Genomic DNA, 26467 nt, shown 5'->3' with positions numbered 1-26467 from the left:
TGATATGCTACCCTCATATAGGACAATGAAATATAAAAGTCCTATATGGGGGTATTTTCATGTTCAGAAAGAGTAAGATAGAACCAGTAGAAAAAGTAAAAATAGTCGAACGCTACCTTGCAGGAGAAATTGGCATACAGCAAGCAGGAAAAGAATTGGGAGTTGATCATCATAGTATTCGAAATTGGATTTCTATTTATCAGTATGATGGACCAACTGGATTATTCAATCAACCGAAAAACAAATCTTATTCAAAAGATTTAAAAATATCTGCTATAAATGATTATCTTAACGGAGAAGGATCTCTTCAGGATATTTGCACAAAATACGGAATTCGTTCACACAGACAGCTTTCCGATTGGATTAAGGTGTATAATTCTGGTGGAATATTAAAAACATCCACTGGAGGTGCTTACATGAAAAAGGCAAAGAACACTACACTTGATGAGAGATTAAAAATAGTAACAGATTGTCTTGCAAATGATAAGAATTATGGTGCAATGGCACTCAAATATGATTGTTCCTATCAACAAGTTCGCAATTGGGTAATACGATACGAAAAGATGGGTCAAGCGGGTCTGGAAGACAGACGTGGACGTCGTATAGCTTCTCTTCCAAGCAGAACACCTGAAGAAGAGCTACGTGACAAGATAGCTGAACTGGAAAGAAGAAATCTAGACTTACAAATGGAGAATGATCTGTTAAAAAAAGTCAGAGAACTGGAAAGGAGGGGTCGCTATCTTTAATCCATCGGTTAGCCGAATATGAAGCCATCCAAAAACTATCGTCTACTAAGCATTATCCCATAGATAGACTTTGTAAATATCTTAATGTTACACGTTCTGCGTATTACCGCTGGGGAAAATATCCGAAAAGTAATAATGAACTTCGAAACGAAAGACTATCCACTGAAATCCAAAGGATTCATCACCAGCATCCAGATATGGGATACCGAAGGATTCGTGATGAATTAGATGGACATAAAGGAATTCATGTGAATGATAAACGAGTACTTCGTATTTGTAGGAAATACGATATAAAATCAAATATTAAATGGAAACCTAAGAGTTGTACCAGAGGAGACAGAAATCCTGATCACATAGCAAAAAACTATTTACACCGTGAATTTCACGCCGAAAAACCGAATGAAAAGTGGCTTACAGATGTTTCTGAATTTAAATACTACAACGGAATAGAAGTTCATAAAGTTTATCTGAGTGCTATTTTAGATTTATATGATAGAAGGATTGTTTCCTTTAAAATCAGCGATCATAATGATAATCCATTAGTTATGGACACGTTTGATGAGGCTGTTCGTCAGGAGCCAGATGCACACCCATTAGTTCATTCTGATCGAGGCTTTCAATATACAAGCGCACAGTTTTATACTAGATTAAAAAAACATCATATGAAGCAGAGTATGTCTAGAGTTGCCCACTGTATTGACAATGGACCAATGGAAGGGTTTTGGGGAATTCTAAAACGAGAAATGTATTATAAACAGCGTTTTAATGACAGAAGCTCTTTGATTACTGCGATAGCTAATTACATAGATTACTACAACAACCAACGACTTCAAAGGAAACTGCATGTAATGACACCAATGAAATATCATGAGCAATATACAAAAGCAGCATAAAATATCGCCAGCCATAGCATGGCTGACGATACAAAAATTTATTATTTTTTATTGTCCTCTTGACGGGGAGCATACCAGTTTCCTGCATGTGGATATTTTTTTATATTATACCAAATTATTCTTCTCTGTCCAGAATGCCGGATCTCCATGCTTTGTCATCTGGTCACCTGTCTCTTATATTTCCTCTGTCTGCTCTTTTTCCAGTTGCTTTTTCTTCTTCCTTGCCTCTCTTAATTCTTTAAAAAATGATTTCATCATCTGGCTGCATTCTTCTTCCATGACTCCTGTCGTCAATTCCACCTGATGGTTAAATTCCGGCATATCCAAAAGATTTAAGATAGATCCCGCACAACCGGCTTTTGGATTCATACAACCGACTACCACCCTTGTCATCCGGGACTGTACGATTGCACCGGAACACATCTGGCAAGGCTCCAGTGTCACATACATCGTACAATCTTCCAATCTCCAGTCATTCATTTTCCTGCTTGCTTTTCTGATCGCAGCCAGTTCCGCATGTGCCAGGGTATTGTTGTCAATCGTTCTCCGGTTGTACCCTCTTCCTATGATCTTATCCTGATACACAATCACACACCCGATCGGTACTTCTCCGATCGCATAAGCTTTTTTCGCCTGTTTGATTGCTTCTTTCATATATTTTTCATCTGTACTTTGCATTTCCACACTCCATCTGATTATATTTTTCTTTGTATATCTGCGCAGTCTTCCGATCCGCGGACATCTCTGCACCAGTATCCGAATGTCTCTCTGTCATTCGTTTCTTCTTCCGTAAGCGCAAGTCCGGTCTCCTCAAACGGCAGAAATTCCGGAAACCCAAAACTTTCTGCTGCTTTTGCTTCCTGTGGATGATATACTCCAGGTACTCCTAATTTTAACTGACCATCACAGACTGTCAATATCAGGTGATGATAATTATAATATCCATGAACCAGAAAACTATTGTTCGCATGCTTCCATTCACATCTCGGAAGACATACCATATCTTTCCGTTGGATTTTTCTGACTTTGTATCTTTTCCCACATTCCTTTACTTCCTGTTCCTCTGAAGCCTCTGCATTACTCTTTTCTTTTTCATGCGTCTCTTCCTCCGCCATCTCCCACTTTTCCATCTGACAGATATTTACCGCATCGTCATTCCACACTGCAGCATAACAGTGCCCGCTTATGTCTTTTAAAATAATTCCGTTGACCAGACCATAATTTTCTTTCTCCCCCATATCTTCCGGTGTATAACACAATTGATAATTCAGTCCGGGAGACGGTGGCTCTGTCACTCCCATATTGATTCCGTTACATTTTTCATCCTGATTCCAGAACAAATATACTTCCAGTCCCTTTGCGTCTTCTTCCATCCGGAATCCTTTTCCGTGTACATGGATCACACACTGTTCCATATCCTGTTCTATTTTTACGAAGCCTACATTCCGCATCTTCTTCTCTTGTTCGTATTCATACAGATATCGGATAAACCGTCTCAAAATACCCACTCCTGTTTACGGCTATTTATCACAATCTATTCTGAAATATTCTCTTTTATGCCATAATCGCATTCAATTCCTGATACAACCTCTTCGCATAGCTGTCGGTCATTCCGCAGATATAGTCCGTAACCAGTAATAATCTCAGATACAACCGGTAAATGTCTGGCTGTCCCTCCGCATGATAGCGGTATGCTTTTTTGTAATTATTGGAAATAAACGAAACCAGCCGTTCTTCTATAGAATTCAGTTTCTGTGCCGGATCATCATATTTAATTATCGCACCCATGAAGCGGTCCATCAGATTGTCAAGCATCACTGCTTCCTTCACTTCCATCCGGTAGATTGTTTCTGACTTAAACACACATTTGCATGCAATCTCTCCAAGTAATTTTACAAGTCCTTCCGCCGGTGTATCTGCGAATAAATCCGTTTTATATACTCCATTCATAATCTCATCGTAATGAGAAGTAAATCCAGATGTTGCATATCCGATCAGAAATCCCTGTGCCTTTACGATCCAGTTTTTCACTGCATAATCTCCGGGGTTATCTACTCCATTTTTCTTTGCACGTTCATATAATTCCACCAGTTTATCTGCCGGCCGGAATCTATTCCATTCCGCCTGTTCCGGAACTGCCAGCTTCTTTTCTCTGTTTTGAAGCTTCCGCAATTCATCCCGCAGACTGTGATAAGTAATGAACCCTTTCACAAATGCATCTTCGATATCTGCCGTTTTATATGCAATATCATCTGCTGCCTCCAGAATAAATGTCAGAGGATGTCTGCAATTTCCCGCCCCTGTCTCCATCACGATATCTTCGAATAACTCCCGGTCCGCATAATAATACCCCATCTTTTTTTCACGGATATCCCCGGACTTTGGCCGGATCTGTGTAGATGCCACCGGATATTTTATAATTGTGTTTAAAAGCGCATAGGTAAGATTCATTCCATTTTCATCTACCAGGAAATGAAGCTTACTCACCAGCCTGAGCGCCTGTGCATTTCCTTCAAAATGATAAAAATCTTCCCTCATCTGTTCTTCCAGCAATTCTTCTATCGGTGTTCCGTGATATTTTAACACCGGAAGATTCCGTTCAAACCACTCTCTGATCGCAAACTCCCCATAATGTCCGAACGGAGGATTTCCAATGTCATGAATCAGTCCTGCACACTGAAGAATATTGCAAATATCTTCTTTCATCCCCGGAGTGAAACTTGTATCTTTCTTATGTGCCAGTATGCTTTCGCCGATATTCTGTCCCAGCGATTTTGCCAGCGATGATACCTCCATAGAATGGGTCAGCCTGGTCCGAATAAAATCACTTTTATCTAATGGAAATACCTGTGTCTTGTCCTGAAGTCTCCGAAATGATGCACTTCCAATGATCCTGTGGTAATCCTTTTCAAATTCGCTTCTCAGATCGGTATCGGCGGAACGTACATCCTGATGTCTGCCCGGCCTTTGTCTCTTTGTCGATAAAAGTCTTGTCCACTCCATTTTACATCCTCCTTTTTGTCAAAAAGTGTCCAGCCGGATCTCCGGCTGAACACCTTATTTACAGCATTACTTTCTTAAGTTCATTTTCCATTAATCCAGATAGATCGGCGGCTCATAATCTTTGCCAAGTAACGCTTTCTTACGCTCCTGATATCCGAGAAACGCCCACTCCGTCATATCTGTCCACTGATGACTTCCACGGTCATATACCTGCACATAGCCGATCCGGTTCGGATGCATTCTTACACTGTTCGATTCATATTCATGTCCGGTGTAAGGGTTAAGTTCCCCTTTCTCAAGATCCTCTTCCGTTGATGTAAATAAATCCTCTTCATTCTCCTGTGCATACCTGTTCTGATGTCCTGCATCATAGTTCGTATTTAACTGTTCTGCATTTTCATAAGCAGCCGTTTCTGTCTCTGCGGCATATGTCTCTGCTTCCTCAGGTTCATCTGGAAGAAACTCTTCTGCAAGTTCGCCTGATTCTCCATCTTCTGAATAATCAAATTCATGATATTGGATTTCCGGTTTTTCTTTCTCTTTTTCTTCTTTCACCGGTTCTTCATGCTTTTTATGGATTCCGAAAAATGCTCTCCATCCATGTGCCTTCTTCTCTGTCTCAATCTTCTTTGGTTCCGGTTCTTCTACTTCCGGCTCTTCTACTTCCGGCTCTTCCTCATACTCCGGCTCTTCCTCATACTCCGGCTCTTCCTCATACTCCGGCTCTTCCTCATACTCCGGCTCTTCCTCATACTCCGGCTCTTCCTCATACTCCGGCTCTTCCTCATACTCCGGCTCTTCCTCATACTCCGGCTCTTCCTCATACTCCGGCTCTGCTTCTACTTCCGCCTCTGCTGCATATTCCGGCTCTGCTTCTACTTCCGCCTCTGCTTCTTCATATACCGGCTCTTCTGCATACTCCGGCTCTGCTTCTTCATATACTGGCTCTTCTGCATACTCCGGCTCTGCTGCATACTCCGGCTCTGCTTCTTCATATACTGGCTCTGCTTCCACTTCCGCCTCTGCTTCTACTTCCGGCTCTGCTTCTACTTCCGCCTCTGCTTCTACTTCCGCCTCTTCTGCTTTCTCATTCACAAAGAAGTCAAAAATCGTCTCCTGGACATATTCCGGATTCTCTTCTACAACTTTCTTTGCTTTTTTCTTGCTTTTCTTCTTCTCAATCGCATCTAATTCTTTATGAATATCGACCAGTTCTCCAATCGTAATATCCCTTTCTTCCGCTCTTGTAGGTGCCTCTTTCTGTTCCGGTTCTGCAGCTTTCTGTTCTTTCACCGGTTTCTCTGTGCGGTCTTCATGTTCTTCTAATATATCTAAATAGAACGGGCATTCCAGAATCTTTGCGATCATACGCATATCCTGCTCCTGGAAATTATCTCTTCCGAGACGTTGTGTCAGGTTCTGGCGCGACATCTTTTTTCCTGTCTGTTTTTCTATCTTTTCTGCAAGTTCTTTGATGGTCATTCCTTTACGGCTCAGAATGATCTTGACCTGTTCTCCAAATGTTAATTCCAACATCGTCTTCCTCCTTAATTATTCTTACGCTCCCATACTCTCCTCATGTGTTTTTTTATGGTTTTGTAAACAATTTTCTATCTTGATAAATCTTTATTTTTCCCTTTTATATTCTAACAAATCACCGAAATCACGTCAACTACGCAACTCATCAATTTTCCCTGAATTTCCGGTTAAAAATGAAGTTTTTCGTTCCATTCCCTCACCACATTTTCATCGATTTTTACTATTTTTCTGTCATAAGAAAGAATTCCATTTACCTCTTCTTCTATATCCGATAATTGCGTATAGACCGTCGCACTTAACCCCCTGCTGATATTCGGGATAACGAGTTTTTTTATCAATTTTTCATACGCTCTGCTGAGATCTTTTTTTCTTTTAAATATCTTATATCCGTAAATATCTTTTTCATACATACTGTGCTTCGGAATCTGAAGCGAGTATCCCCCGAATTCGGTAAGCGCTGTCACCCGCTTTTCCGGTGTGATATTCAACGGGAAGAAATAATCATGAATACTTTTGATATCCCCACATCCCTGATCAAACCATCCGCTTGCAGAATCAATCAATCTGGTATGATCTTCTGCCAGAGCAATGTCTGTCATCTTCCTCGTCTTGAATTGTCCCCAGCCCTCATTAAATATCACCCATGTCACAACGGACGGATGATTATATAACCGCCGGATCGTTTCTTTCATTTCACTTTCAAACTGTTTCTGTCCGGTCGGATCCTGACGTCCCATCAGATGCAGCCTTGTATCCTTTGCACGGATATGCGTTCCTTCCATAGCTGTTGCCAGCCAGGTAACATACCAGCTCTTATATTCACGTCCTCCATTCACCATATCCTGCCATACCAGCATGCCAATCCGGTCACAATGATAATACCATCTCTGCGGTTCTATCTTGATATGCTTCCGGATCATATTAAACCCCAGATCCTTCATCTTCTGGATATCATAGATCATCGCTTCATCACACGGTGGTGTATACAAGCCGTCCGGCCAGTATCCCTGATCCAGAACTCCTTTTTGAAAATATGGTTTGTTGTTCAAAAAGATTCTCGGGATTCCGTTTTTGTCATTCTTCACTTCTATCTTACGCATGGCAAAATAACTCTCTACCGAATCATTCCCCATCTTTATATGCACATCATATAAAAACGGATCCTCCGGACTCCAGTTTCTCATATGCGGAATTCTCACCATACATGGTCTCCCTGTCCTGCCGGCAGTTTTTAACGGCCACATCGTTCTTGCCGTTACCGTCACATCATAGTCGATATCTTTTCTTCCGGCGGCATCTTCCAGCTGTATCATAACGGAAGACTGATCATAAAGCGGTGTGATCTTCAGATCTTTGATGTGATACTCCGGAACCTTTTCCATCCATACCGTTTGCCAGATTCCACTTTGCGCCGTATAGAACATCCCGCCATTTTCTAATTTCTGTTTTCCCCTGCTGTAATAATATGTATCGGAATAATCTTTTACTTTTATTGTCAGTATATTTCTTTCTTCTTGCAATGCATCCGTAACATCGAATGAAAACGGAAGATATCCGCCCACATGTTTTCCTTGTTTCTTTCCATTTACATAGACAACTGCACACTGATCCACAGCTCCGAAATGAAGCAGCCAGCGGCTTCCTGCTTCTGGTCTTATCTCTTCCGGAAGACTCCTTTTATACCATAAAAATTCATCCGGCTTTAACTGTCTTCCGACTCCCGACAGTGCTGCCTCCGGTGAAAACGGGACCAATATGTCTCCGTTCATTTTCTTTGGAAATCCTTTTGTGTCTTTTATTGCATATTTCCACACACCGTTCAGATTCACATAACTTTTCCGGCGCATCAATGGTCTTGGATATTCCCCTAATACATTCTTTTCATTTATATTGTCTGCCCATTTCGTCTTTAACTGTCTCATGTTCATACACCCCTTTTTAAGCAAGTCTGACTTCTTGTAATCTCCCCCCGATTTCATCATCTGTCGTAATCACTGCGGCTCTTGCATCCCCCTGCTTCAGTTCATATTCCCTGCACAGGTAGATCCCGGGATATTCATCCGGCTGCTTTCTCATATATGGTATGCCATCCGGCCTCCAGGCAAATTCATATGTCCTCATATCCAGTCCCATGCCCCTCCTGGTGGCTTTCATAAAGCTTTCTTTCAATACCCAGAAACGGTAGAACCATTCTGCCTGTTCTTTTTCATCCGTACCTGCACGGATGATCTTACATTCTGATGGACAGAAATAGCGTTCAGCTACTGACATCCTTAATTCTCCTGTCATCTCCACATCACATCCGACCTGCACGCCTTCCCGGTCACTGCAGGCGCACAATACATACTTTCCCGAATGCGACAGATTGAATACAGCATCTTCCGGAAGTCCGGTCATCTCTTGTATCTTCTCCCATAAGATCCATGCACCAACACTCCTTGCACGGTCTGCCACATTCCGCAGCTTATCCGCTTTTTCCTTTCTCCACTTTGGCACCCTGTTATAATATGCACGATATATTTCTTCTATTAATAGTGGTGTAATATCTGCTGCCCATACATTTACCATTTTCCCACTCCCTTTTTACTATACAATTTTAGTCTAACACACTTTTAAAAAAATGAAAGAATTTATCCAATAAAAGTATTGACAATCAAATTCCATTGCGTTAATATATCATTAGTTTTACGCTTTAAGCGTTTAAAGTTTTGCAGTGCGAATATTTTACAGTGCGACCACAACAGATTCACACGAGAAAGAAAATATCACACAGGCACAATGATCATACATATTGGAGGATATTAATTATGATTATCGTATTAAAACCACATACTACAAAAGATGATGTTTCTCGTGTTGAGAACATGGTCAAAAAGAAAGGTCTTGACACACATATTGTACAAGGCAAGGAGATGACAGTGATCGGCTGTATCGGTGACACAGCCAAAGTTGATTCCAAATTATTCGAGATTGATTCTGCAGTTGATAAAGTTATGCATGTACAGGAACCGTACAAATTAGCTAACCGTGCATTCCATCCGGAAGATTCCATTATCAATGTATCCGGCGTAAAAGTCGGCGGAGACAATCTTGCAATGATCGCCGGTCCTTGTTCCGTAGAATCATACGAACAGGTTCTTGAAATTGCCCGGGCAGCAAAAGCTTCCGGAGCCAACTTACTCCGCGGAGGTGCATTCAAGCCAAGAACAAGCCCTTATTCATTCCAGGGACTCGGGCTTGAAGGTCTTGATATCTTAACCGCAGTTAAAGAAGAGACCGGTCTTCCGATCGTAACTGAACTGATGTCCGACAAATACCTTGATGTATTTAACGAAAAAGTAGATCTTATCCAGATCGGTGCACGTAATATGCAGAACTTCGACCTGTTAAAAGAATTGGGGCAGCTTGATCGTCCAATCCTCTTAAAAAGGGGTCTGAATGCTACTTACGAAGAATGGATCATGTCAGCAGAATACATCATGGCATCCGGTAATGAAAATGTCATCCTCTGCGAACGTGGAATCCGTACTTTCGAAAGCTATACAAGAAATACTCTGGATCTTCAGAGTATACCTGTACTTCGTAAACTGACACATCTTCCAATCATCGTTGACCCAAGTCATGCAGGTGGAAAATGGTGGTTAGTAGATTCCATGGCAATGGCTGCTATAGCCGCCGGAGCAGACGGACTGATGATAGAAGTACACAACGATCCCGAATCTGCACTCTGCGACGGAGCACAGTCATTAAAACCTAATAAATACGACGAATTACTCAAACAGGTTGCACAGATTGCAAATGTAGTCGGAAAATCCATCTAATGTATGCAGCCTCATAGTTTACAGGAGCTTTAAAATGAAACTTACAGTTAATCTGGAAAAAGACAGTTATCCTATTTATATTGAAAATAATATATTGTCCCAAGCAGGGAACTATATCCGTAAGATGTATCACGGCAAACGCATTATGATCATTTCGGACGATAATGTATTTCCTCTATACGGAGATACACTGATCCGTACACTGGATTCAGATTATGAATGCCATCATCTGGTACTCCCTCACGGAGAAGCCACCAAGGATTTCCAGACACTTCCGACAGTCTACAAAGCCATGCTGGAAGCAAAGATTTCCAGAAGTGATCTGGTCATTGCTCTTGGCGGCGGTGTCATCGGTGATCTTGCAGGATTTGCCGCTTCCAGTTATCTAAGAGGTGTAAGACTGGTACAGATCCCAACTTCACTGTTGGCGCAGGTTGATTCTTCTGTCGGTGGAAAAGTCGCAGTAGACCTTCCGGAAGGCAAGAATCTGGTCGGCGCATTCTATCAGCCTTCACTGGTGCTGATCGATCCACTGGTACTTAACACGCTGAAGGAACGATTTATCAACGATGGTATGGGAGAGGTTATCAAATACGGCTGCATCAAAGATGCGGATTTATTTAGTACCTTGGAATCACACAGTTCTTTTGAAGATTTAAAAGAAGAACTGCCTGCCATCATCACACGCTGTGTAGATATCAAACGAATGGTTGTAGAAAATGATCAGTTTGACACAGGTGAGCGTATGTTACTGAATTTCGGACACACACTGGCTCACACCATTGAACAACATTTCCATTATCAGCGGGAAAGTCATGGCGAAGCCGTTGCCATTGGCATGTATCAGATTACCATGATTGCCGAGGAAAAAGGATTAACACCAAAAGGAACTGCAGACCGTATCCAGCAGGTTTTAAAAACCTACGGACTTCCTTTTGAATGCGGTCTCACTCTTGGGACATTAACCGAAGCGATCGCCTTAGACAAGAAGAATCTGAACGGTAATCTCAACGTCATACTACTTCATGAAATCGGTAACAGCTACATCGAAGCTACAGACATTCAGTTCTTTGCTGAAACAGCAAGGCTTGTATAAATATAATTTTGGAGGATATATGTCATGGGTAAATTAGAAGGAAAAATCGCAATCGTAACAGGATCAGGAAAAGGAATCGGACGTGACGCAGCACTTGCTATCGCTGCTGAAGGTGCCACTGTCGTAACAGTAGCAAGAACACAGTCTGATCTTGATGAAACAGTAAAAATGATCGAAGATGCCGGCGGAACAGCAATCTCACTTTCCAGAGACCTTACAGACGGAGAACAGGTTGCCGACATGGTCAAAACTGTTGTTGATAAATACGGAAGAATTGATATTCTCGTTAACAATGCAGGCGGATACCCAAAAGAGATCTACAAAAATATCGAACATCAGGCAATTAAGATCTGGGAATGGTCAGAAGAACAGTGGGATCAGATCATCAAAACAAACTTGAGAATCCCATTCCTTGTAACTAAAAATGTTGTACCTGTAATGATAAAACAAGGAAAAGGAGATATCGTAAATGTATCTTCAAGAATGGGTCGTATTGCATCTCAGATGGGTGCATACGCTGTTGCAAAAGGCGGTATCGTAACCATGACCAAGACAACTGCTATCCAGACCAAAGAATACGGAATCAAATGCAATGCCGTATCTCCTGGAATCGTGGACACACCGGGACAGAGAGTCTACAACCACTCTGTAGGACAGGACGGCTGCCCGATGGGAAGCTCAAAAGATGTTGCAAAAGCAATCATCTACCTTTTGGCAGATTCACCGGCAGTTATGACCGGACAGTCTGTCGACCTGTTCACAACAGTATAAAACCCAATGAATACCAAGACTACAAGAGACACTGTCATCACTGGCAGTGTCTCTTGTAATCCTTTTTTAACACCAATTCATTTATTTCCCTGGCTGTCCATAATAAGCATTTGCTCCATGTTTTCTGAAGTAATGCTTATCCTGTAATTCCTGTGGTGCAGGTTTTACGTCCGGGTTGATCATTTCGCATCTTGCTGCCATCTTGGCAACTTCCTCTAATACTACTGCGTTATGAACTGCTTCGTGAGCATCCTTGCCCCATGTAAATGGTCCGTGATTCTTGCAGAGTACTGCAGGTGTTGCAACATAATCCAGATCATCTTCATCGAATCTGTCTGCGATCAGGACACCTGTATTTTTCTCATAAGCTTCGTCAATTTCTTCTTTTGTAAGATTTCTTACACATGGTACTGTTCCGTACAGATAATCTGCATGTGTAGTTCCATAACAAGGAATTCCTCTTCCTGCCTGAGCCCAGCTTGTTGCCCATGGAGAATGTGTATGCACAACGCCGCCAATATTCGGGAATCTGTTGTACAGTTCTACGTGTGTCGCTGTATCAGAAGATGGATTTAAGTCTCCTTCTACTTTGTTTCCCTGAAGATCAACAACAACCATGTCTTCCGGTGTTAATTTGTCATAATCAACTCCGCTTGGTTTGATGACAAAAAGTCCTTTTTCACGGTCAATCCCGCTTACATTTCCCCATGTAAATGTTACCAGATCATATTTTGGAAGAAGCATGTTTGCTTCATATACTTCTTTTTTCAATTCTTCCAGCATTTTTCTTATCTCCTTTACCTCTTCTATATCATAACAGATACGGGGACATCACCGTGTCCCCTCTACTTTTACACAATATGACAGCTTTTACAGATCAGCACAAGCTCTACGCTCTACGTCAAGTCCCTTCTTATATGTCTCCATAAATGCTTCGTATCCTGCTACGCCTTCCGGATCCGGATCAATTCTGCTTCCGGCATTGCTTCCGAATACTTTATTCTTCAGATAATCTTCCAGTTTCTCACCTTCTGCACGTTTTACCATGTACTCAGCCAGAATAGCCATTCCCCATGGTCCGCCTTCTCCTGCTGTCTCCATAACTACGACCGGTGTGTTGATCGCATCAGCCAAAATCTTCTGTCCGACACCTTTTGTCTTGAAGAGTCCTCCATGACCGAGAACAGTATCGATCTCTACACCTTCGTCTTTTGTTAAAATGTCCATTCCGACTTTGATAACACCAAGTGCTGTGTACAGATGAGACCTCATGAAGTTCGCCAGAGTGAATTTTGTCTCCGGTGTTCTTACTACCATCGGACGTCCTTTTTCTACATTTGTGATAGGCTCTCCTGCATAGTTGCCGTAAGAAAGGATTCCGCCGCAGTCAGCATCGCCTTCCAGTGCTTTATTGTAAAGTGTTCCATACATCTGGTTCATATCCACGTCTGCTCCGATAGAATCTGCGAATTCTTTGAACAGATTTACCCATGCATTCAGGTCTGTGGTTCCGTTATTGGAATGCACCATAGCAACCAGACTTCCGTCAGGTGTTGTAACCATGTCAATCTCTGTATGCAAATCTTTCAGAGGCTTCTCAAGGACAACCATAGAGAAGAATGAAGTACCTGCGGAAATGTTGCTTGTACGCTGTGCTACGCTGTTTGTAGCTACCATACCTGTTCCTGCATCTCCTTCCGGAGGACAAAGTGGAATTCCTGCTTCCAGATTTCCTGTAGGGTCAAGTTTCTTTGCTCCTTCTTCTGTCAGGATACCGGCTGCGTCTCCTGCTACCAGAACTTTAGGAAGGATCTCTTTTACTTTCCATGGATAGTTCTCACCTTCGATGAGTTTATCGAACTTTTGGATCATCTCTTCATCGTAATCTTTTGTATTCATATCAATTGGGAACATTCCGGATGCATCACCTACACCAAGAACCTTCTCACCTGTCATCTGCCAGTGGATATATCCCGCAAGCGTTGTCATAAATGCAATATCTTTTACATGCTCTTCTTTATCCAGGATACACTGATACAGATGCGCAATACTCCATCTCAGTGGTATGTTGTACTGGAACAAATCTACCAGCACTTCAGAAGCCTTTCCTGTATTGCTGTTTCTCCATGTCTGGAATGGTGCAAGAAGCTTTCCTTCTTTGTCAAATGCCATATATCCGTGCATCATGGCACTGAATCCGATCGCTCCGAGTTTTTTAATTGTTACTCCGTACTCTTTCTGTACATTTTCTGCCATGTCACGGTAACTGTCCTGAAGACCTGTCCAGATATCATCCAGAGAGTAAGTCCACAGTCCGTTCTCGTAACGGTTCTCCCATGTGTGGCTTCCGGATGCAATTGGATTGTGCTCCTCATCGATCAGTACCGCTTTAATTCTTGTAGAACCGAATTCGATTCCCAGAAACGCTTTTCCGCTCTCAATGATTTCTTTTATGTTACTCATTGTACGCTTCCTCCTAATATTATTTTTATAAGTTTTCTTTTTATATACTACCCATTATACTATTTTTGCAGGGAAATATCTATTTGATATCCCCTGCAAAATGAAATGTTACTGCTTATGTGATAATTTCAATTATTTCCGGAATGCAACACTGTTCCACAGGAGTTCGTTCTTGAACTGTCTGATTGTTGTATCCTTATCAATGTATACAGCTTCGATTCCCATGCTTGCTGCCCAGTCACCCATCTGCTCTGCTGTTAAGTCATAAGAGAATGCTGTATGATGAGCTCCTCCTGCCAGAATCCATGCTTCTGTTCCAACCTTTAAGTTCGGCTGTGGTGTCCAGAATGCTGTTGCTACAGGGAGTTTTGGCATTGGTTTCTCTGTCTTCTTGCAGTCTACATCGTTGATGATCAGACGGAATCTGTCTCCGAGGTCAATCAGAGATGTTGCGACAGCCGGTCCGGTCTTAGATGTGAATACAAGTCTTGCCGGATCTTCTCTGTCACCCATGCTGAGTGGCTGTTCTTTAATGCTGATCTTTCCATCTGCGATTGTCGGGCAAACCTCAAGCATATGAGCTTCCAGAACGCCTTCTTTTCCTGGTACAAGGTTGTATGTATAGTCTTCCATGAATGAAGTTCCCTTAGCATCCTTCATTCCCTGAGTCATGATCTTCATAACACGTACCATAGCAGCTGTCTTCCAGTCACCTTCTGCTCCAAATCCATAACCTTTTTCCATCAGTCTCTGGATTGCAAGTCCCGGAAGCTGTTTCAGTCCACCAAGATCTCCGAAGTGTGTTACGATTGCCTGATAGTTCTTCTCGTCCAAAAATCTTTCAAATCCAAGTTCGATTCCAGCCTGCACTGCTACATGCTCACGGAATTCTTTCTCATCTCTTCCTTCCAGAAGGATATCATATTTGTCATAATACTCTTCTACTAATGTATCAATATCTGCCTGAGATACAGCATTTACAGCTTCAACGATCTCATTTACAGGATAAGCATCTACTTCCCATCCGAATTTAATCTGAGCTTCTACTTTGTCACCTTCTGTAACAGCAACGTTTCTCATATTGTCAGCTACACGCATAACTCTGATGTGGCTGCTTTCTACAACACCAACTGCTGTACGCATCCATGATCCGATCTGTTTCTGAACGTCTTCATCTTCCCAATATCCTGCAACAACTTTACGTTCCATATTCAAGCGGCTGAAAATGTGTCCATATTCTCTGTCACCATGTGCTGCCTGGTTCTCATTCATGAAATCCATGTCGATAGTGTCATATGGAATTTCACGGTTGAACTGTGTATGTAAGTGAAGTAATGGTTTTCTGTACTCCTGTAATCCTAAGATCCATGATTTTGCAGGAGAGAATGTATGCATCCATGTGATAACACCGGCACAGTTCTCATCTGTATTCGCTTCGTTGAATGTCTTTCTGATTACTTCATTTGTAATCATGGTTGGTTTCCATACGACTTCATATGGAAGGTTTCCTGATTTATTTAACGCATCTACGATAATCTTTGAATGCTCTGCTACGTGTGCAAGACACTCATCTCCATAAAGATCCTGTGATCCTGTACAGAACCAAAACTGATAATTTTTTGTTTTTAACATATTTTTTACTCCTTTTCATTCAAATTTTCTGTTTCGTCTACAGCTTTATTATGTCTCTATTATAAAAATACAAACTTACTTTCTCAATCTCTAAACTCTGCACTTTTGGAAAAATTGTTACCTATTCCGACCTCTGTTATGGTATAATCATACTAGATGTCAAGGAGGTATTTGTATGAATTTATCCGATTTTTGCCGCCGGATCACAGGACCTGATGCCCGGCTTCTTCCGGAAAACCATAAATTAGGCGCAAGACTTATCTGTCCGGAATATTCCAAGTCCGTCCAGGAAGTTAAGACTTATCCGTTACTCAGTCAGGACCGCAGTTTCCTGTTATGCTGGAACTTTGATTCTCCTGGTAATCTGTATGCAACAATGATGCCCTCCCCGGAGAATTTCTGTTACCATTATTCTTATTCGGATGGAGAATATACGCAGCTTCACACGCATGATTATCTGGAGCTTTCTTACGTTGTAGATGGGGAATTTCATCAGCGGATACTGAATAAAGATGTCGTATTCCAAAAAGGAGAACTCTGCCTGATCGACAAGAACTGCCTGCATCAGGACTGTCTGACAGACCAGTCGGGAGTGGTTCTTTTTCTTGGAATCGCCAATGATATGTTTACGGAGATCATGAACGAGAACAGCACCCCGCAGAAGATTCTTTCTTTCCTGCAGTCTGCCTTATTAAAGCAAAAGGATGTCCAGCAATTCCTGCATTTCCGTCCATCAGCCGGAGCAAGTGAAGCTTTGGACGACAGTCTTTTATTGCTTTTGAAAGAATCTTATTCGCCGGACAGCGGATCACGATACATCACAAAAGGTCTGTTATTCCGCATATTCAGGATCTTAAGTACGCAGTATGATTTTTCTCTTTCCAAAGAGCAGAAGCAGACGATGAACTGGATCGTATTCGAAGAGATCTCAGATTATATCCGGGCACATTTTAAAGATATCACCATTCAGGATCTGGTAAATGAATTCCACTATCAGGAAGATTACTTCAACCGCCTGATCAAGCGTAAGACCGGGCTCACCTATTCCGCTTATCTCCAGCAGATCCGTCTCGAGCGTGCAGAGCATCTGCTTGTATCGACCGATAAGAGTATTGAGGAAATTGCTGATTCTGTAGGATATCATAACAAGGGATATTTTTATAAATTATTCCAGGAAAAATATGAAGAGACACCTGCAAGCTACAGGCGGCATACAAGATAAATCACCGCAAAAAAAGCTGTCGTTTTCACGAATACATTTTCGTAAAACGACAGCTCTTTTTATCATAGCTTTTATTAATTTCTCAGATCAGATATCCCCGCGTCTGTTTCTGGACGCTTTCAGTCTTGTCATTGCACGGGCCATAGAAGCCTGTGACAGATAATACTCCTGAATGCTCTGCTTCTGACGAAGCTGCTCTTCGGCTCGTTCCTTTGCTTCCTCTGCACGCTTCACATCGATGTCTTCCGGACGCTCTGCCGTATTGACCAGTACAGAAGCACGGTTATTCACGATCTCTGCAAATCCTTTGGATACAACTGCTGTTACCCACTCACCGTCCGGCTTACGGAAACGCAGTTCTCCGATCTCCACTGCAATGACCATGTTCTCATGATGAGCCAGAATACCTTTTTCCCCGTCTATAGTCGGAATCACCAGATATTCACATTTGCCATCGTAGAAGACCTTATCCGTGGATATAATTTTCAATGAAAATGTGCTCATACTAAGCCACTCCTTCTGCCTTCGCCTTCGCGATCACGTCTTCGATCGTACCCACATTGAAGAATGCATTTTCCGGATATTCATCCATCTCTCCGTCAATGATCGCTTTGAATCCACGAACAGTCTCTTTCAGTGGAACATATTTTCCAGGAACACCGGTAAATGTCTCAGCCACTGAGAATGGCTGTGACAGGAATTTCTGGATCTTTCTTGCACGGGCTACTGTCAGCTTATCCTCCTCGGATAATTCTTCCATACCAAGGATTGCAATGATGTCCTGTAATTCTTTGTATTTCTGAAGGATCTCCTGTACCTTACGTGCTACCTGGTAATGTTCTTCACCTACAACTGCAGGCTCCAGGATACGGGATGTCGAATCCAGTGGATCTACAGCCGGGTAGATACCCTGTTCAACGATCTTTCTGGAAAGTACGGTTGTTGCATCCAAATGTGAGAATGTTGTTGCAGGAGCCGGGTCCGTCAAGTCATCAGCTGGTACATATACGGCCTGCACGGATGTTACAGATCCGTTCTTTGTAGAAGCGATACGTTCCTGAAGGGCACCCATTTCGTTTGCCAGTGTCGGCTGATAACCTACGGCTGACGGCATACGTCCGAGAAGTGCGGATACTTCCGAACCAGCCTGTACGAAACGGAAGATATTATCGATGAAGAGAAGCACATTCTGATGCTCTACATCACGGAAATATTCTGCCATTGTAAGTCCTGTCTCAGCGACACGCATACGAGATCCAGGTGGTTCATTCATCTGTCCGAATACCAAAGCTGTCTTATCAAGTACACCTGATTCTCTCATCTCTGTCCATAAGTCATTACCTTCACGGGAACGCTCTCCGACACCGGTGAAGATGGAATATCCACCATGTTCTGTTGCGATGTTATGGATCAGCTCCTGGATCAGTACGGTCTTACCTACACCGGCACCACCGAACAGACCGATCTTACCACCTTTCGCATAAGGTGTCAGAAGGTCAATGACCTTGATCCCTGTCTCTAATACTTCGACAGCCGGGCTCTGTTCTTCAAAGCTTGGTGCTTTTCTGTGGATAACCCATTCTTCGCTGTCTTTAATTGGTTCTCCGTTATCGATCGTCTCTCCAAGTACATTGAACAGACGTCCCAGAGTCTTCTCACCTACCGGCACTTTGATACCAGCTCCGGTAGCGGTAACTTCCATTCCCTTCTGCAGACCTTCACTGGAAGCCAGCATGATACAACGTGCAATGTTGTTACCTACATGCTGGGCAACTTCCATGACACAGCGTTTTCCGCCATTGTCTACTTCCAGGGCATCTTTGATAAATGGAAGTTCTTCTCTATTATTAAATTCTACGTCTACAACAGGCCCCATTACCTGTACGATTCTTCCTTTTGTCATATTACTGCTGCCCACTTTCTTTTTTATTATTTCGTGGTTATTATTTGTTCTGTATACAGTTCCGCCATTTGCGAACTTTGTATCTTACTTCCGTTTCTGCGCATTGGCTCCGCCGATGATCTCTGTCAGTTCCTGTGTGATATCTGCCTGGCGGACACGGTTGTAAGTAATATTTAATTCGTTCAGCATATCTGTTGCACTGTCTGTTGCATTCTGCATTGCCTGCATTCTGGCATTATGCTCACTGCAGTAGGCCTCTACCAGGCATCCATATACGATACCGTTGATGTAGTTCGGAACAATGTTCGCCATCACACTGTGTGTAGATGGCCAGAATACCATATCTTCCTGATACAGTCCGGTTCCGACAAGAGCCGGCATATCTTCCGGAAGGAAGGTCGTCTTCTTCATAGGAAGGAGCTTCTGTTCCTCAGTCTCCGCTGTCATAGCATTGATCATACGTGTGTATATGATGTGAATCTCGTCCAAATCTCCATTTCTAAACTGTTCTACCATTTCCGAAGAAATGACTCTCGATCTGTGTAATGTCGGATTCTGGACGGTATAACGGAACTGGGTATCCATCTCAATTCCTTCCCTCTTGGCAAAGTACTGTCTTCCGGCTTCTCCAAGTACGAATAATTTATGCTTTCCCGGTTTCTTTAACAGTTCTTCAGTTGCCTTGATCACGTTATGATTATATGCCCCGGCAAGTCCTTTATCAGCAGTTACAACGATATAGCCAATCTTTCTTTCCTCAGCCGGGATACTCTCACGGCCATCAAAGAACTGGCTGTGCATATCCGGCACATGCCGCAAAATTCTGGCGATCTCTGCCTGCATGGCATAGAAGAAAGGTTCTGTGTCAGCAAGCTTTTTCTTGGCCTGTTTCATCTTCGAAGAAGAGATCAGATACATGGCATTTGTGATCTTTCTCGTCTCTTCGATGCTGGCCATTCTTTCCTTAATCTCTTTTGCATTTGCCATAGCTACACCCGCTTATCTTCTTTCCTTGAATTCCTTTGCTGCTGCAAGAATCTGCTCTTTCAGTTCATCATCCAGAACTTTCTTCTCATCGATTGCTTTGCCGATTTCTTTATGTTCTCTGTCGAAGAATGCAAGCATATCCATCTGGAATTCTTTGATCTTCTTTGTGTCAATATCAAGCATCATTTTATTCGTAGCGACACAAAGTGTAATCACCTGCTCATGAAGACTTAACGGACGTCCCAGAGGCTGTTTTAACAGTTCTGTCAGACAGCTTCCGTATTTCAGCTGATTCTTTGTTGCATCGTCAAGGTCTGAACTGAACTGGGTAAATGATTCCATCTCTCTTGCCTGTGCCAGGTCGATACGGACACTACCACTGGCTTTCTTCATTGCCTTTGTCTGTGCGGCTCCACCTACACGGGATACAGAAAGACCAACGTTAACGGCCGGACGCATACCTGCATTGAACAGGTCACTCTCTAAGAAGATCTGTCCGTCTGTGATAGAGATAACATTCGTAGGAATGTATGCAGATACATCTCCTGCCTGTGTCTCAATGATCGGAAGTGCTGTGATAGAACCACCGCCTGCTTCCTCGCTTAATCGGCTGCTTCGTTCAAGCAGTCTTGAATGTAAGTAGAATACATCACCAGGATAAGCTTCTCGTCCAGGTGAACGTCCAAGTAACAGAGAAATGGCACGGTAAGCTACTGCATGTTTAGAAAGATCATCATATACGATCAATACATCTTTTCCCTGATACATGAAATACTCTGCAAGTGCTGTTGCCGAATACGGTACAATATACTGAAGTGGCGCACACTCACTGGCTGTTGAGCAGAATACTGTGGTGTAATCCAGTGCGTCATGTGCTTTTAAATCATTTACAAGTCTTGCTACCGTTGATGCTTTCTGTCCGATGGCTACATAGATACAGATGACATCTTTTCCTTTCTGGTTGATGATCGTATCGGTTGCAATAGATGTCTTACCGGTCTGCCTGTCACCGATGATCAACTCTCTCTGTCCGCGTCCGATTGGGAACATGGAATCAATAGAAAGGATACCTGTTTCAAGTGGAACGCTTACCGACTTACGTTCAACGATTCCAGGTGCCTCATTCTCTACCGGACGGTATCCGTCTGCTTTGATCTCACCTTTTCCATCGATCGGTGCTCCAAGAGCATCTACGATCCTTCCGATATAACCCTCTCCTACCGGAATACCTGCTTTTTTACCTGTACGGCACACTTTTGTGCCCTGTTTGATCTCTGAATCATCTCCGAACAGGATACAACTGATCTCGTTTTCCTTGATGTCCTGTACCATGCCCTTAAGACCTGTCTCCAATGTGACGATCTCGCCATACATTGCGTGGTCGATTCCGTATACGGAGGCGATTCCATCACCAACAGAGATGACAGTACCAACTTCCTGATCTCTGCTTATTACGTCATAATTCTTTATCTCTTCTTTTAATATAGAGATAATTTCATCTGAGCTGATTGCACTCAATTCCTTCACCTCCATGTTAATTTGTTAATTTCCGCTGTAAACGGTTCAGACGGCCCTGCACACTGTAGTCATATTCTTTTCCGTCAACCTGCAGGATAAATCCGCCGATCAGTGCCTTGTCTTCTGCCATAACCCATTTAATGTCTCCGGCACCGTATTTCTTCTTGATAAAGTCACCTATCTGCTTCTTTTGTTCTTCACTTGGAAGCGCTGTATAACGAAGATAGACTGTCTTAACTCCTGCTGCCTGATTCTGTAATTCTTCGTATGCCGCAAAGATCTGTTCTGCGATCGTCATCTTTTCATGATCGCAGACAACCTTCAGAAATGTTCTCATTTCTTCTGAAAATACTTTATCAATGATATTGTGTTTTGTCTCTTTTGTGATCACTGGATTAACCAGTGCTGCTTTCAATTCCTGTGATTTTTCGAAAATATTCCCTGCCTCCAGGACAGCTTCTTTCGAAATACCAAGTTCATTCAGAACTTTCGCATACCGGAGGGCTGCCACCTGGCAGAATACCGGCTCTGCTTCTTTTCTATTCTTCGCTGTCATGGGAATCACCTGCATCTTTCAAAAACTGGTCATATGCATCCACGCCGCTTATGTTGTCAGCATTCTCAAGTAATATCTTCTTCGCAGCATCCATTGCCAGCCCTGCAACCTGTGCCTTCATATCATCAAAGGCCTGTTCTCTTTCCTGATTCAGGCTTTCTCTTGCTGTCTTCATAACCTTGTCTGCTTTCTCGTTAGCCTCGTTCAGGATCTGGTTGTATTCCTGTTTTGCATCCAGTTTCGCCTGTTCGATCATCTTTGTGGATTCTTCTTTTGCTCCATTCAATGCATCTTCATACTGTTTCTTCAGAGCATGCGCTTTGTCCTGCTCCTCATTCGCGTGGCCGATTCCGTCTGCAATCATCTTTTCCCGCTTTTCCATAATGTCCATGACCGGGCGAAACAGGAACTTTCTGAGAATCAGATACAGAACGATCAGGTTGATGATCGTCAGCACTAGATTAAAATCTATTCTCAGCATATATCTCTACCTGCCTTTCCCTTCTTTTAATCTGTTATCGTCAGCAAACATTATTTCAAAAGAAGGACGATCAGAAGTGCGATAATGAAACCGTAGATAGCGGTTGCCTCTGCAAGTGCACAACCAAGGATCAGGGATGTTCTGATCTTTCCGTCTGCTTCCGGCTGTCTTGCGATAGCGTCTACTGCTTTGCTTGTTGCGATTCCGATACCAACACCGGCTCCGATACCTGTAAGTACTGCGATACCTGCTCCAATTGCGATAATTGTTCCACTCATAATTTGTTCTCCTTTTCTTGTCTTACGTTTTCTTATACTAAATGTTGTAAATGTCTGATTCGCCTTATTCCATCTCTTCTGTCATAAATAATGCAGTTAAGAATACGAATACATATGCCTGTAATAATCCGTCAAATATATCAAAATAAAAACTAAACGGTATCGGCACAATTAAAGGAACGACCTGTTTGATCAGTTCCATGACTACAAACCCGCCTAACATATTACCAAACAGTCGCATACAAAGCGACAGTGGGCGGATTACGATCTCCAGTATCATGATTGGTGCTACGATCGGCACTGGCTTTGCAAAATGTTTGCACCAGTGAACCAGACCATTTCTATGGATACCGGACCACTCGATCACGAACATACTCATAACGGCAAGTGCGATTGTTATGTTCATGTCCTTTGTCGGAGGCTTAAATCCTAACAGCCCGATGACATTTGATATTGCAAGATAAAGCGCTACCGTCATCAGATATGGAATATATCCCCTGTTTTCTTTTCCTATAATACCTTCAAAGAAATCCTGTGCCCAGCCAATTACTGATTCCAGCATAAGCTGTACCTTTCCCGGTTTCTCTACGCTTAGATTCCTTACGAATACTATACTTAGAATAGTAAGAACCGCCATAATGATCCAAGTTACAACAACACCTTCGTCAACAGCGATTCCTCCAAATACCGGGATGGTAAATACGGTTTCACAGTTAAGTTCTTCTACAAGGCTTTCAACAAGCTTTTCCGTACTATCCCCTTCCTTCATAATTTTTTTGCTAGTTTACTGCTATTTTTTGAAAATGTCAATTGTTTTGTCCGCTGTCTATTTTGCATAATTTTTCATTATTTTTTTGTGTATTTTTACTTTTATTTCTCTTAATTTTTTTATTTTTCTCATCAAATTTCCACGCCGAAATGGTAGTTCCAATTTCCATTTATTTTTTCACAAGGAAAATGCACAATTTTTATTTTTCAATTCCCTTCTTTTTCTACAAAACAGCGATTTCTTCGATTTTCTTCTTGAAAAAATCCTCTCGTTTTCTTTGTGAAATACGACATTTTTTCAAGATTGTCTATTGTTTTGGGCACAAAAAAAGTGTAACCGCTTTTATACTGTTACACTTCTTACTTTTCATTATTTTGTTGTATATCTCAATTTTATATGTACGCTCATTCAAAATTGATATATCCGCCCTGATCTTACTCTGTGATCAGACGGTACTGTAAATTCTCATATAGAATTTTGTTTCCTTCCATAATATCAGCCGGAAGTAGTGCTCTTGCCATCACCTTGTTTTCTTCCTGATCCTGTGCAAGCGCATCCACACGTCTCAGTTCCGCATAGTCACCATCAATCTTCTCAACTACATAAATACATGTCAACATATTTTTTGCCTCCTTTTTAGTCTTATCATCCTGTCTTTTGTATAAGTTATTTTAATTATACTATTTTTTTAAGGAAAAGTAAATTTTTCTGTATTGATTATTGGCAAGATTTATAATAATATATACTTATATAATATCGTTATACATTACAATTCAAAGGAGCCCAGCAATGAACGAAGTAGATTTTTCAAAAGTCGGATTAAAAATGAAACAATTAAGAAGTGAACGCGGTATCACTCAGGAACAGGTAGCAAAAGATCTGAACTGTACTGTTCCTTTCGTCAGCAATGTCGAGAACAATCGTGCTAAGCTTAACTTAAGAGTTCTTCTTTATTACTCAAAGCTTTGTAACGTATCCGTGGACACAATTCTGGATGCGGGAAGAGATCTTCCTCCTCTGGATGAAAAAGAGCGCCAGTTAAATGACGAAGTGCTCAATGTATTCCGTGGTTTTTCAGTTTCGGAAAAAGAAAAGATCATCAAGATGTTACGCATCTGGCAGGAGAAATAATCTCCTGCTTTTTTATTTCCTGCATAGCAATAACACATCTTCATGATCTTTCTTCTATATATAATATTTTTCATTGCATGATACTTTATATTCTCATCACTAGTATCAATAATCTTCAAGTACAACTTTTCCTTGTTTCTTACTTTCTTTCACATTAATAATCCTCTGATTCTGGCTTCCCCGGAACACCAGTGTCACATCCTTTAATGCTTCCTTAAACTCCCCGTCTACCAGCACATCGATATAAGACAGCATTTCGTCAGTCACATTCGTATGCACACAGCCTCCCGGGATCATATCGCGATCAAAAAGATACCCACTGTAACACCAGATATCTTTCTTTGGATATGTTTCTCTTACTTTCTTTAAAAGCTTTACCAGTTCCACCTGATTCTCCGGCTCGAACGGTTCCCCTCCGAGCAAAGTGAATCCTTGAATGAAGTTAGAATCCAGCGAATTCAATATTTCCGCTTCCGTCTCTTCTGTGTATGGCTGTCCATAGTTGAAATTCCAGGTCTCCTCATTAAAACATCCCTTGCAGTGATGCCTGCAGCCGGATACAAACAGGCTGACTCTGACGCCCGGTCCGTCTGCGATGTCGCATTCTTTTATATTTCCGTAATTCATGATTTGTAAAGTCTCCTTTTATTCCTCTCTGGAATGTATTACCTCAATAATCGGATATTCTACATTCTCTTCCATTCTCACGTATTGATAATTTTCACCTATCGCCCACATGAATTCGTCATTTTCCAGTGTTTTCCATGCTTCCTGCTGCTCCGGATAATGGAAGGCAAACTCCAGTTTCAGCATTTTCAGCTCATCTCTCAGCCTGTACACATCTATGAAGCCCTCTCTTGGAGTATATGAGAAATAGGTAGTCGTGTACACGGGATTTTCTTCCCTGTCATCCCATCCTACAAGTACACTACTGACTTGATCATCTTCGTCTTCAATAACCTCCATTAGTTTATACTTGCGGTGCCCACACTCTTTTTCCTCCATGAAATCAATCACAAATCTTATCCCATAAAAACTGGTCCGGATTCCATTCGGTGGATTTTTCGTCGTTTCATATATGGTTTCTGTATCTAGTTGTTTTTCCTGCTGTATTTTGCGGATTTTTTCTTCTTTTTCCCGTTCTTTTTCTCTTTTCAGTTCTTCTAAGATACGGTTCAATGCAGTAATAACAAATCCTGTATAGGTATAAACATATATTTTTTCTACTCTTCCACCTTTAAATACCAGTTCTACCTCTGATTTATCTCTCGGGCTCGGTCTGGCACTATCCAGTTCTTCATATTTTATCGGCATGGCTATCGGTCCCTGTTTCCTATTCTTGTTAAACATAGATCCATAGATTCCTTCTGTACTGAAAAGAATCCCCTTCTTACCGCTTCCAAGTATGGTATTATCACATATAGCTGCAACTTCTATCATCTTACATCCCGGTGCATAACTTGCAAATGCTGCCCATAATGTCCCTTCTTTAGCATCCTTTCCAAGAATCACTGCAAGTGGCACCGCATTATAAAAATAGTCTTTTTTTAATTCCTTATCGGTTATGCTGGTCACGATATCACCAATCATTTTTTTCTTATCCATTCTTATATTTCCCCTTGCGTCATTTGCTATTTATTAATTATATACTATTTTGA

At 42.0% G+C, this 26467-nt stretch carries 27 protein-coding genes; 7 read left to right on the top strand and 20 right to left on the bottom strand.

The annotated features are described in order from the left end of the window. Window positions 1-59: 59 nt before the first annotated feature. Together OCV72_RS13745 and OCV72_RS13740 are read left to right on the top strand one after the other, a co-directional pair. Window positions 60-746 (top strand): helix-turn-helix domain-containing protein, encoded by a 687-nt coding sequence (locus tag OCV72_RS13745; protein WP_055284358.1) that lies wholly within the window; start codon window positions 60-62, stop codon window positions 744-746. Further along, a complete protein-coding gene (locus tag OCV72_RS13740) occupies window positions 746-1639 on the top strand; it encodes an IS3 family transposase (protein WP_226851847.1) in 894 nt (297 codons plus the stop codon). The genes OCV72_RS13745 and OCV72_RS13740 overlap by 1 nt, the downstream gene beginning before the upstream one ends. A gap of 174 nt (window positions 1640-1813) precedes the next feature. Here OCV72_RS13740 and tadA read toward each other — a convergent pair whose 3' ends face one another. From tadA to OCV72_RS13710, 6 genes are all read right to left on the bottom strand, one after another. Continuing rightward, window positions 1814-2317, bottom strand: coding sequence for a tRNA adenosine(34) deaminase TadA (gene tadA, locus OCV72_RS13735; RefSeq protein ID WP_055284357.1), 504 nt, complete (start codon window positions 2315-2317; stop codon window positions 1814-1816). A gap of 17 nt (window positions 2318-2334) precedes the next feature. Further along, complete coding sequence (locus OCV72_RS13730) at window positions 2335-3138, bottom strand: hypothetical protein (RefSeq protein WP_055284356.1); 804 nt, start codon at window positions 3136-3138, stop codon at window positions 2335-2337. Window positions 3139-3193: 55 nt separating this feature from the next. Beyond that, a complete protein-coding gene (locus tag OCV72_RS13725) occupies window positions 3194-4642 on the bottom strand; it encodes a deoxyguanosinetriphosphate triphosphohydrolase (protein ID WP_055284355.1) in 1449 nt (482 codons plus the stop codon). Between the two features lie 90 nt (window positions 4643-4732). Next, on the bottom strand, window positions 4733-6178 hold the full coding sequence (locus OCV72_RS13720) for a helix-turn-helix domain-containing protein (protein WP_055284354.1): 1446 nt from the start codon (window positions 6176-6178) through the stop codon (window positions 4733-4735). A gap of 170 nt (window positions 6179-6348) precedes the next feature. Further along, window positions 6349-8103 (bottom strand): glycoside hydrolase family 2 protein, encoded by a 1755-nt coding sequence (locus OCV72_RS13715; protein WP_055284353.1) that lies wholly within the window; start codon window positions 8101-8103, stop codon window positions 6349-6351. Window positions 8104-8119: 16 nt separating this feature from the next. Beyond that, entirely contained in the window at window positions 8120-8749 is a 630-nt protein-coding gene (locus OCV72_RS13710; RefSeq protein ID WP_055284352.1) for a 4'-phosphopantetheinyl transferase family protein, read from the bottom strand. A gap of 239 nt (window positions 8750-8988) precedes the next feature. On the opposite strand from OCV72_RS13710, the gene aroF reads away from it, so the two are divergent. Genes aroF through OCV72_RS13695 form a run of 3 tightly spaced genes read left to right on the top strand, consistent with a single transcriptional unit; the run spans window position 8989 to window position 11869 of the window. Further along, entirely contained in the window at window positions 8989-10002 is a 1014-nt protein-coding gene (gene aroF, locus OCV72_RS13705; protein ID WP_055284351.1) for a 3-deoxy-7-phosphoheptulonate synthase, read from the top strand. A 34-nt stretch (window positions 10003-10036) separates the two neighbouring features. Further along, window positions 10037-11098, top strand: a complete 1062-nt coding sequence (aroB, locus tag OCV72_RS13700) for a 3-dehydroquinate synthase (protein ID WP_055284350.1) — start codon at window positions 10037-10039, stop codon at window positions 11096-11098. A 24-nt stretch (window positions 11099-11122) separates the two neighbouring features. Further along, a complete protein-coding gene (locus OCV72_RS13695) occupies window positions 11123-11869 on the top strand; it encodes an SDR family NAD(P)-dependent oxidoreductase (RefSeq protein ID WP_055284349.1) in 747 nt (248 codons plus the stop codon). An 81-nt stretch (window positions 11870-11950) separates the two neighbouring features. Here OCV72_RS13695 and OCV72_RS13690 read toward each other — a convergent pair whose 3' ends face one another. The 3 genes from OCV72_RS13690 to araA form a co-directional block, all read right to left on the bottom strand. Further along, the gene (locus OCV72_RS13690) at window positions 11951-12652 is read right to left on the bottom strand and encodes an L-ribulose-5-phosphate 4-epimerase (RefSeq protein ID WP_055284348.1); all 702 of its coding nucleotides are present in this window, start codon (window positions 12650-12652) and stop codon (window positions 11951-11953) included. Window positions 12653-12739: 87 nt separating this feature from the next. Then, window positions 12740-14332: a xylulokinase gene (locus OCV72_RS13685; RefSeq protein ID WP_055284347.1), complete on the bottom strand. Its 1593-nt coding sequence runs from the start codon at window positions 14330-14332 to the stop codon at window positions 12740-12742. A gap of 132 nt (window positions 14333-14464) precedes the next feature. Beyond that, a complete protein-coding gene (araA, locus tag OCV72_RS13680; protein WP_055284346.1) occupies window positions 14465-15964 on the bottom strand; it encodes an L-arabinose isomerase in 1500 nt (499 codons plus the stop codon). A 175-nt stretch (window positions 15965-16139) separates the two neighbouring features. On the opposite strand from araA, the gene OCV72_RS13675 reads away from it, so the two are divergent. Next, window positions 16140-17186: an AraC family transcriptional regulator gene (locus OCV72_RS13675; protein WP_055284345.1), complete on the top strand. Its 1047-nt coding sequence runs from the start codon at window positions 16140-16142 to the stop codon at window positions 17184-17186. Window positions 17187-17273: 87 nt separating this feature from the next. Here OCV72_RS13675 and atpC read toward each other — a convergent pair whose 3' ends face one another. The 9 genes from atpC to OCV72_RS13630 form a co-directional block, all read right to left on the bottom strand. Beyond that, window positions 17274-17690 carry an ATP synthase F1 subunit epsilon gene (gene atpC, locus OCV72_RS13670; protein WP_006428762.1) on the bottom strand — a complete coding sequence of 139 codons (417 nt, stop codon included), beginning with the start codon at window positions 17688-17690 and terminating at the stop codon, window positions 17274-17276. Between the two features lies 1 nt (window position 17691). Next, window positions 17692-19089: a F0F1 ATP synthase subunit beta gene (atpD, locus tag OCV72_RS13665; RefSeq protein WP_055284344.1), complete on the bottom strand. Its 1398-nt coding sequence runs from the start codon at window positions 19087-19089 to the stop codon at window positions 17692-17694. An 84-nt stretch (window positions 19090-19173) separates the two neighbouring features. Next, a complete protein-coding gene (atpG, locus tag OCV72_RS13660) occupies window positions 19174-20076 on the bottom strand; it encodes an ATP synthase F1 subunit gamma (RefSeq protein WP_055194242.1) in 903 nt (300 codons plus the stop codon). A 12-nt stretch (window positions 20077-20088) separates the two neighbouring features. After that, a complete protein-coding gene (atpA, locus tag OCV72_RS13655; protein ID WP_172677230.1) occupies window positions 20089-21609 on the bottom strand; it encodes a F0F1 ATP synthase subunit alpha in 1521 nt (506 codons plus the stop codon). A 1-nt stretch (window position 21610) separates the two neighbouring features. Continuing rightward, complete coding sequence (gene atpH, locus OCV72_RS13650; RefSeq protein WP_055284343.1) at window positions 21611-22150, bottom strand: ATP synthase F1 subunit delta; 540 nt, start codon at window positions 22148-22150, stop codon at window positions 21611-21613. Further along, entirely contained in the window at window positions 22134-22631 is a 498-nt protein-coding gene (atpF, locus tag OCV72_RS13645) for a F0F1 ATP synthase subunit B (protein WP_055284342.1), read from the bottom strand. The genes atpH and atpF overlap by 17 nt, the downstream gene beginning before the upstream one ends. A gap of 50 nt (window positions 22632-22681) precedes the next feature. Then, the gene (gene atpE, locus OCV72_RS13640) at window positions 22682-22909 is read right to left on the bottom strand and encodes an ATP synthase F0 subunit C (RefSeq protein WP_006428768.1); all 228 of its coding nucleotides are present in this window, start codon (window positions 22907-22909) and stop codon (window positions 22682-22684) included. A 64-nt stretch (window positions 22910-22973) separates the two neighbouring features. Continuing rightward, window positions 22974-23678, bottom strand: coding sequence for a F0F1 ATP synthase subunit A (locus tag OCV72_RS13635; RefSeq protein WP_055284341.1), 705 nt, complete (start codon window positions 23676-23678; stop codon window positions 22974-22976). Between the two features lie 434 nt (window positions 23679-24112). After that, on the bottom strand, window positions 24113-24298 hold the full coding sequence (locus OCV72_RS13630) for a hypothetical protein (protein WP_028087288.1): 186 nt from the start codon (window positions 24296-24298) through the stop codon (window positions 24113-24115). A 169-nt stretch (window positions 24299-24467) separates the two neighbouring features. Here OCV72_RS13630 and OCV72_RS13625 point away from each other — a divergent pair, with 169 nt between their 5' ends. Continuing rightward, window positions 24468-24809, top strand: coding sequence for a helix-turn-helix domain-containing protein (locus OCV72_RS13625; protein WP_055284340.1), 342 nt, complete (start codon window positions 24468-24470; stop codon window positions 24807-24809). 105 nt (window positions 24810-24914) lie between these two features. On the opposite strand, the gene nrdG is transcribed toward OCV72_RS13625, so the two are convergent. After that, entirely contained in the window at window positions 24915-25436 is a 522-nt protein-coding gene (nrdG, locus tag OCV72_RS13620) for an anaerobic ribonucleoside-triphosphate reductase activating protein (RefSeq protein WP_055284339.1), read from the bottom strand. An 18-nt stretch (window positions 25437-25454) separates the two neighbouring features. Beyond that, window positions 25455-26414, bottom strand: a complete 960-nt coding sequence (locus tag OCV72_RS13615) for a hypothetical protein (protein ID WP_055284338.1) — start codon at window positions 26412-26414, stop codon at window positions 25455-25457. Window positions 26415-26467: the final 53 nt, after the last annotated feature.

This window comes from Dorea amylophila (assembly GCF_025567265.1).
GTDB classification, from domain to species: Bacteria; Bacillota; Clostridia; order Lachnospirales; family Lachnospiraceae; genus Dorea_A; species Dorea_A amylophila.
This window is presented reverse-complemented; position numbering and strand designations above follow the sequence as displayed.

Bases quoted from the DNA above. Each gene is read 5' to 3' on its own strand.
- atpG (WP_055194242.1), bottom strand. From the start codon at position 20,076: ATGGCAAATGCAAAAGAGATTAAGGAAAGAATGGCCAGCATCGAAGAG.
- aroF (WP_055284351.1), top strand. From the start codon at position 8,989: ATGATTATCGTATTAAAACCACATACTACAAAAGATGATGTTTCTCGT.
- OCV72_RS13675 (WP_055284345.1), top strand. From the start codon at position 16,140: ATGAATTTATCCGATTTTTGCCGCCGGATCACAGGACCTGATGCCCGG.
- OCV72_RS13710 (WP_055284352.1), bottom strand. From the start codon at position 8,749: ATGGTAAATGTATGGGCAGCAGATATTACACCACTATTAATAGAAGAA.
- atpH (WP_055284343.1), bottom strand. From the start codon at position 22,150: ATGACAGCGAAGAATAGAAAAGAAGCAGAGCCGGTATTCTGCCAGGTG.
- aroB (WP_055284350.1), top strand. From the start codon at position 10,037: ATGAAACTTACAGTTAATCTGGAAAAAGACAGTTATCCTATTTATATT.
- OCV72_RS13630 (WP_028087288.1), bottom strand. From the start codon at position 24,298: ATGTTGACATGTATTTATGTAGTTGAGAAGATTGATGGTGACTATGCG.
- OCV72_RS13615 (WP_055284338.1), bottom strand. From the start codon at position 26,414: ATGGATAAGAAAAAAATGATTGGTGATATCGTGACCAGCATAACCGAT.
- OCV72_RS13695 (WP_055284349.1), top strand. From the start codon at position 11,123: ATGGGTAAATTAGAAGGAAAAATCGCAATCGTAACAGGATCAGGAAAA.
- atpA (WP_172677230.1), bottom strand. From the start codon at position 21,609: ATGGAGGTGAAGGAATTGAGTGCAATCAGCTCAGATGAAATTATCTCT.
- araA (WP_055284346.1), bottom strand. From the start codon at position 15,964: ATGTTAAAAACAAAAAATTATCAGTTTTGGTTCTGTACAGGATCACAG.
- OCV72_RS13625 (WP_055284340.1), top strand. From the start codon at position 24,468: ATGAACGAAGTAGATTTTTCAAAAGTCGGATTAAAAATGAAACAATTA.
- tadA (WP_055284357.1), bottom strand. From the start codon at position 2,317: ATGCAAAGTACAGATGAAAAATATATGAAAGAAGCAATCAAACAGGCG.
- atpF (WP_055284342.1), bottom strand. From the start codon at position 22,631: ATGCTGAGAATAGATTTTAATCTAGTGCTGACGATCATCAACCTGATC.
- OCV72_RS13715 (WP_055284353.1), bottom strand. From the start codon at position 8,103: ATGAGACAGTTAAAGACGAAATGGGCAGACAATATAAATGAAAAGAAT.
- OCV72_RS13685 (WP_055284347.1), bottom strand. From the start codon at position 14,332: ATGAGTAACATAAAAGAAATCATTGAGAGCGGAAAAGCGTTTCTGGGA.
- OCV72_RS13635 (WP_055284341.1), bottom strand. From the start codon at position 23,678: ATGAAGGAAGGGGATAGTACGGAAAAGCTTGTTGAAAGCCTTGTAGAA.
- atpC (WP_006428762.1), bottom strand. From the start codon at position 17,690: ATGAGCACATTTTCATTGAAAATTATATCCACGGATAAGGTCTTCTAC.
- atpD (WP_055284344.1), bottom strand. From the start codon at position 19,089: ATGACAAAAGGAAGAATCGTACAGGTAATGGGGCCTGTTGTAGACGTA.
- OCV72_RS13720 (WP_055284354.1), bottom strand. From the start codon at position 6,178: ATGTTGGAATTAACATTTGGAGAACAGGTCAAGATCATTCTGAGCCGT.
- OCV72_RS13745 (WP_055284358.1), top strand. From the start codon at position 60: ATGTTCAGAAAGAGTAAGATAGAACCAGTAGAAAAAGTAAAAATAGTC.
- OCV72_RS13725 (WP_055284355.1), bottom strand. From the start codon at position 4,642: ATGGAGTGGACAAGACTTTTATCGACAAAGAGACAAAGGCCGGGCAGA.
- atpE (WP_006428768.1), bottom strand. From the start codon at position 22,909: ATGAGTGGAACAATTATCGCAATTGGAGCAGGTATCGCAGTACTTACA.
- nrdG (WP_055284339.1), bottom strand. From the start codon at position 25,436: ATGAATTACGGAAATATAAAAGAATGCGACATCGCAGACGGACCGGGC.
- OCV72_RS13690 (WP_055284348.1), bottom strand. From the start codon at position 12,652: ATGCTGGAAGAATTGAAAAAAGAAGTATATGAAGCAAACATGCTTCTT.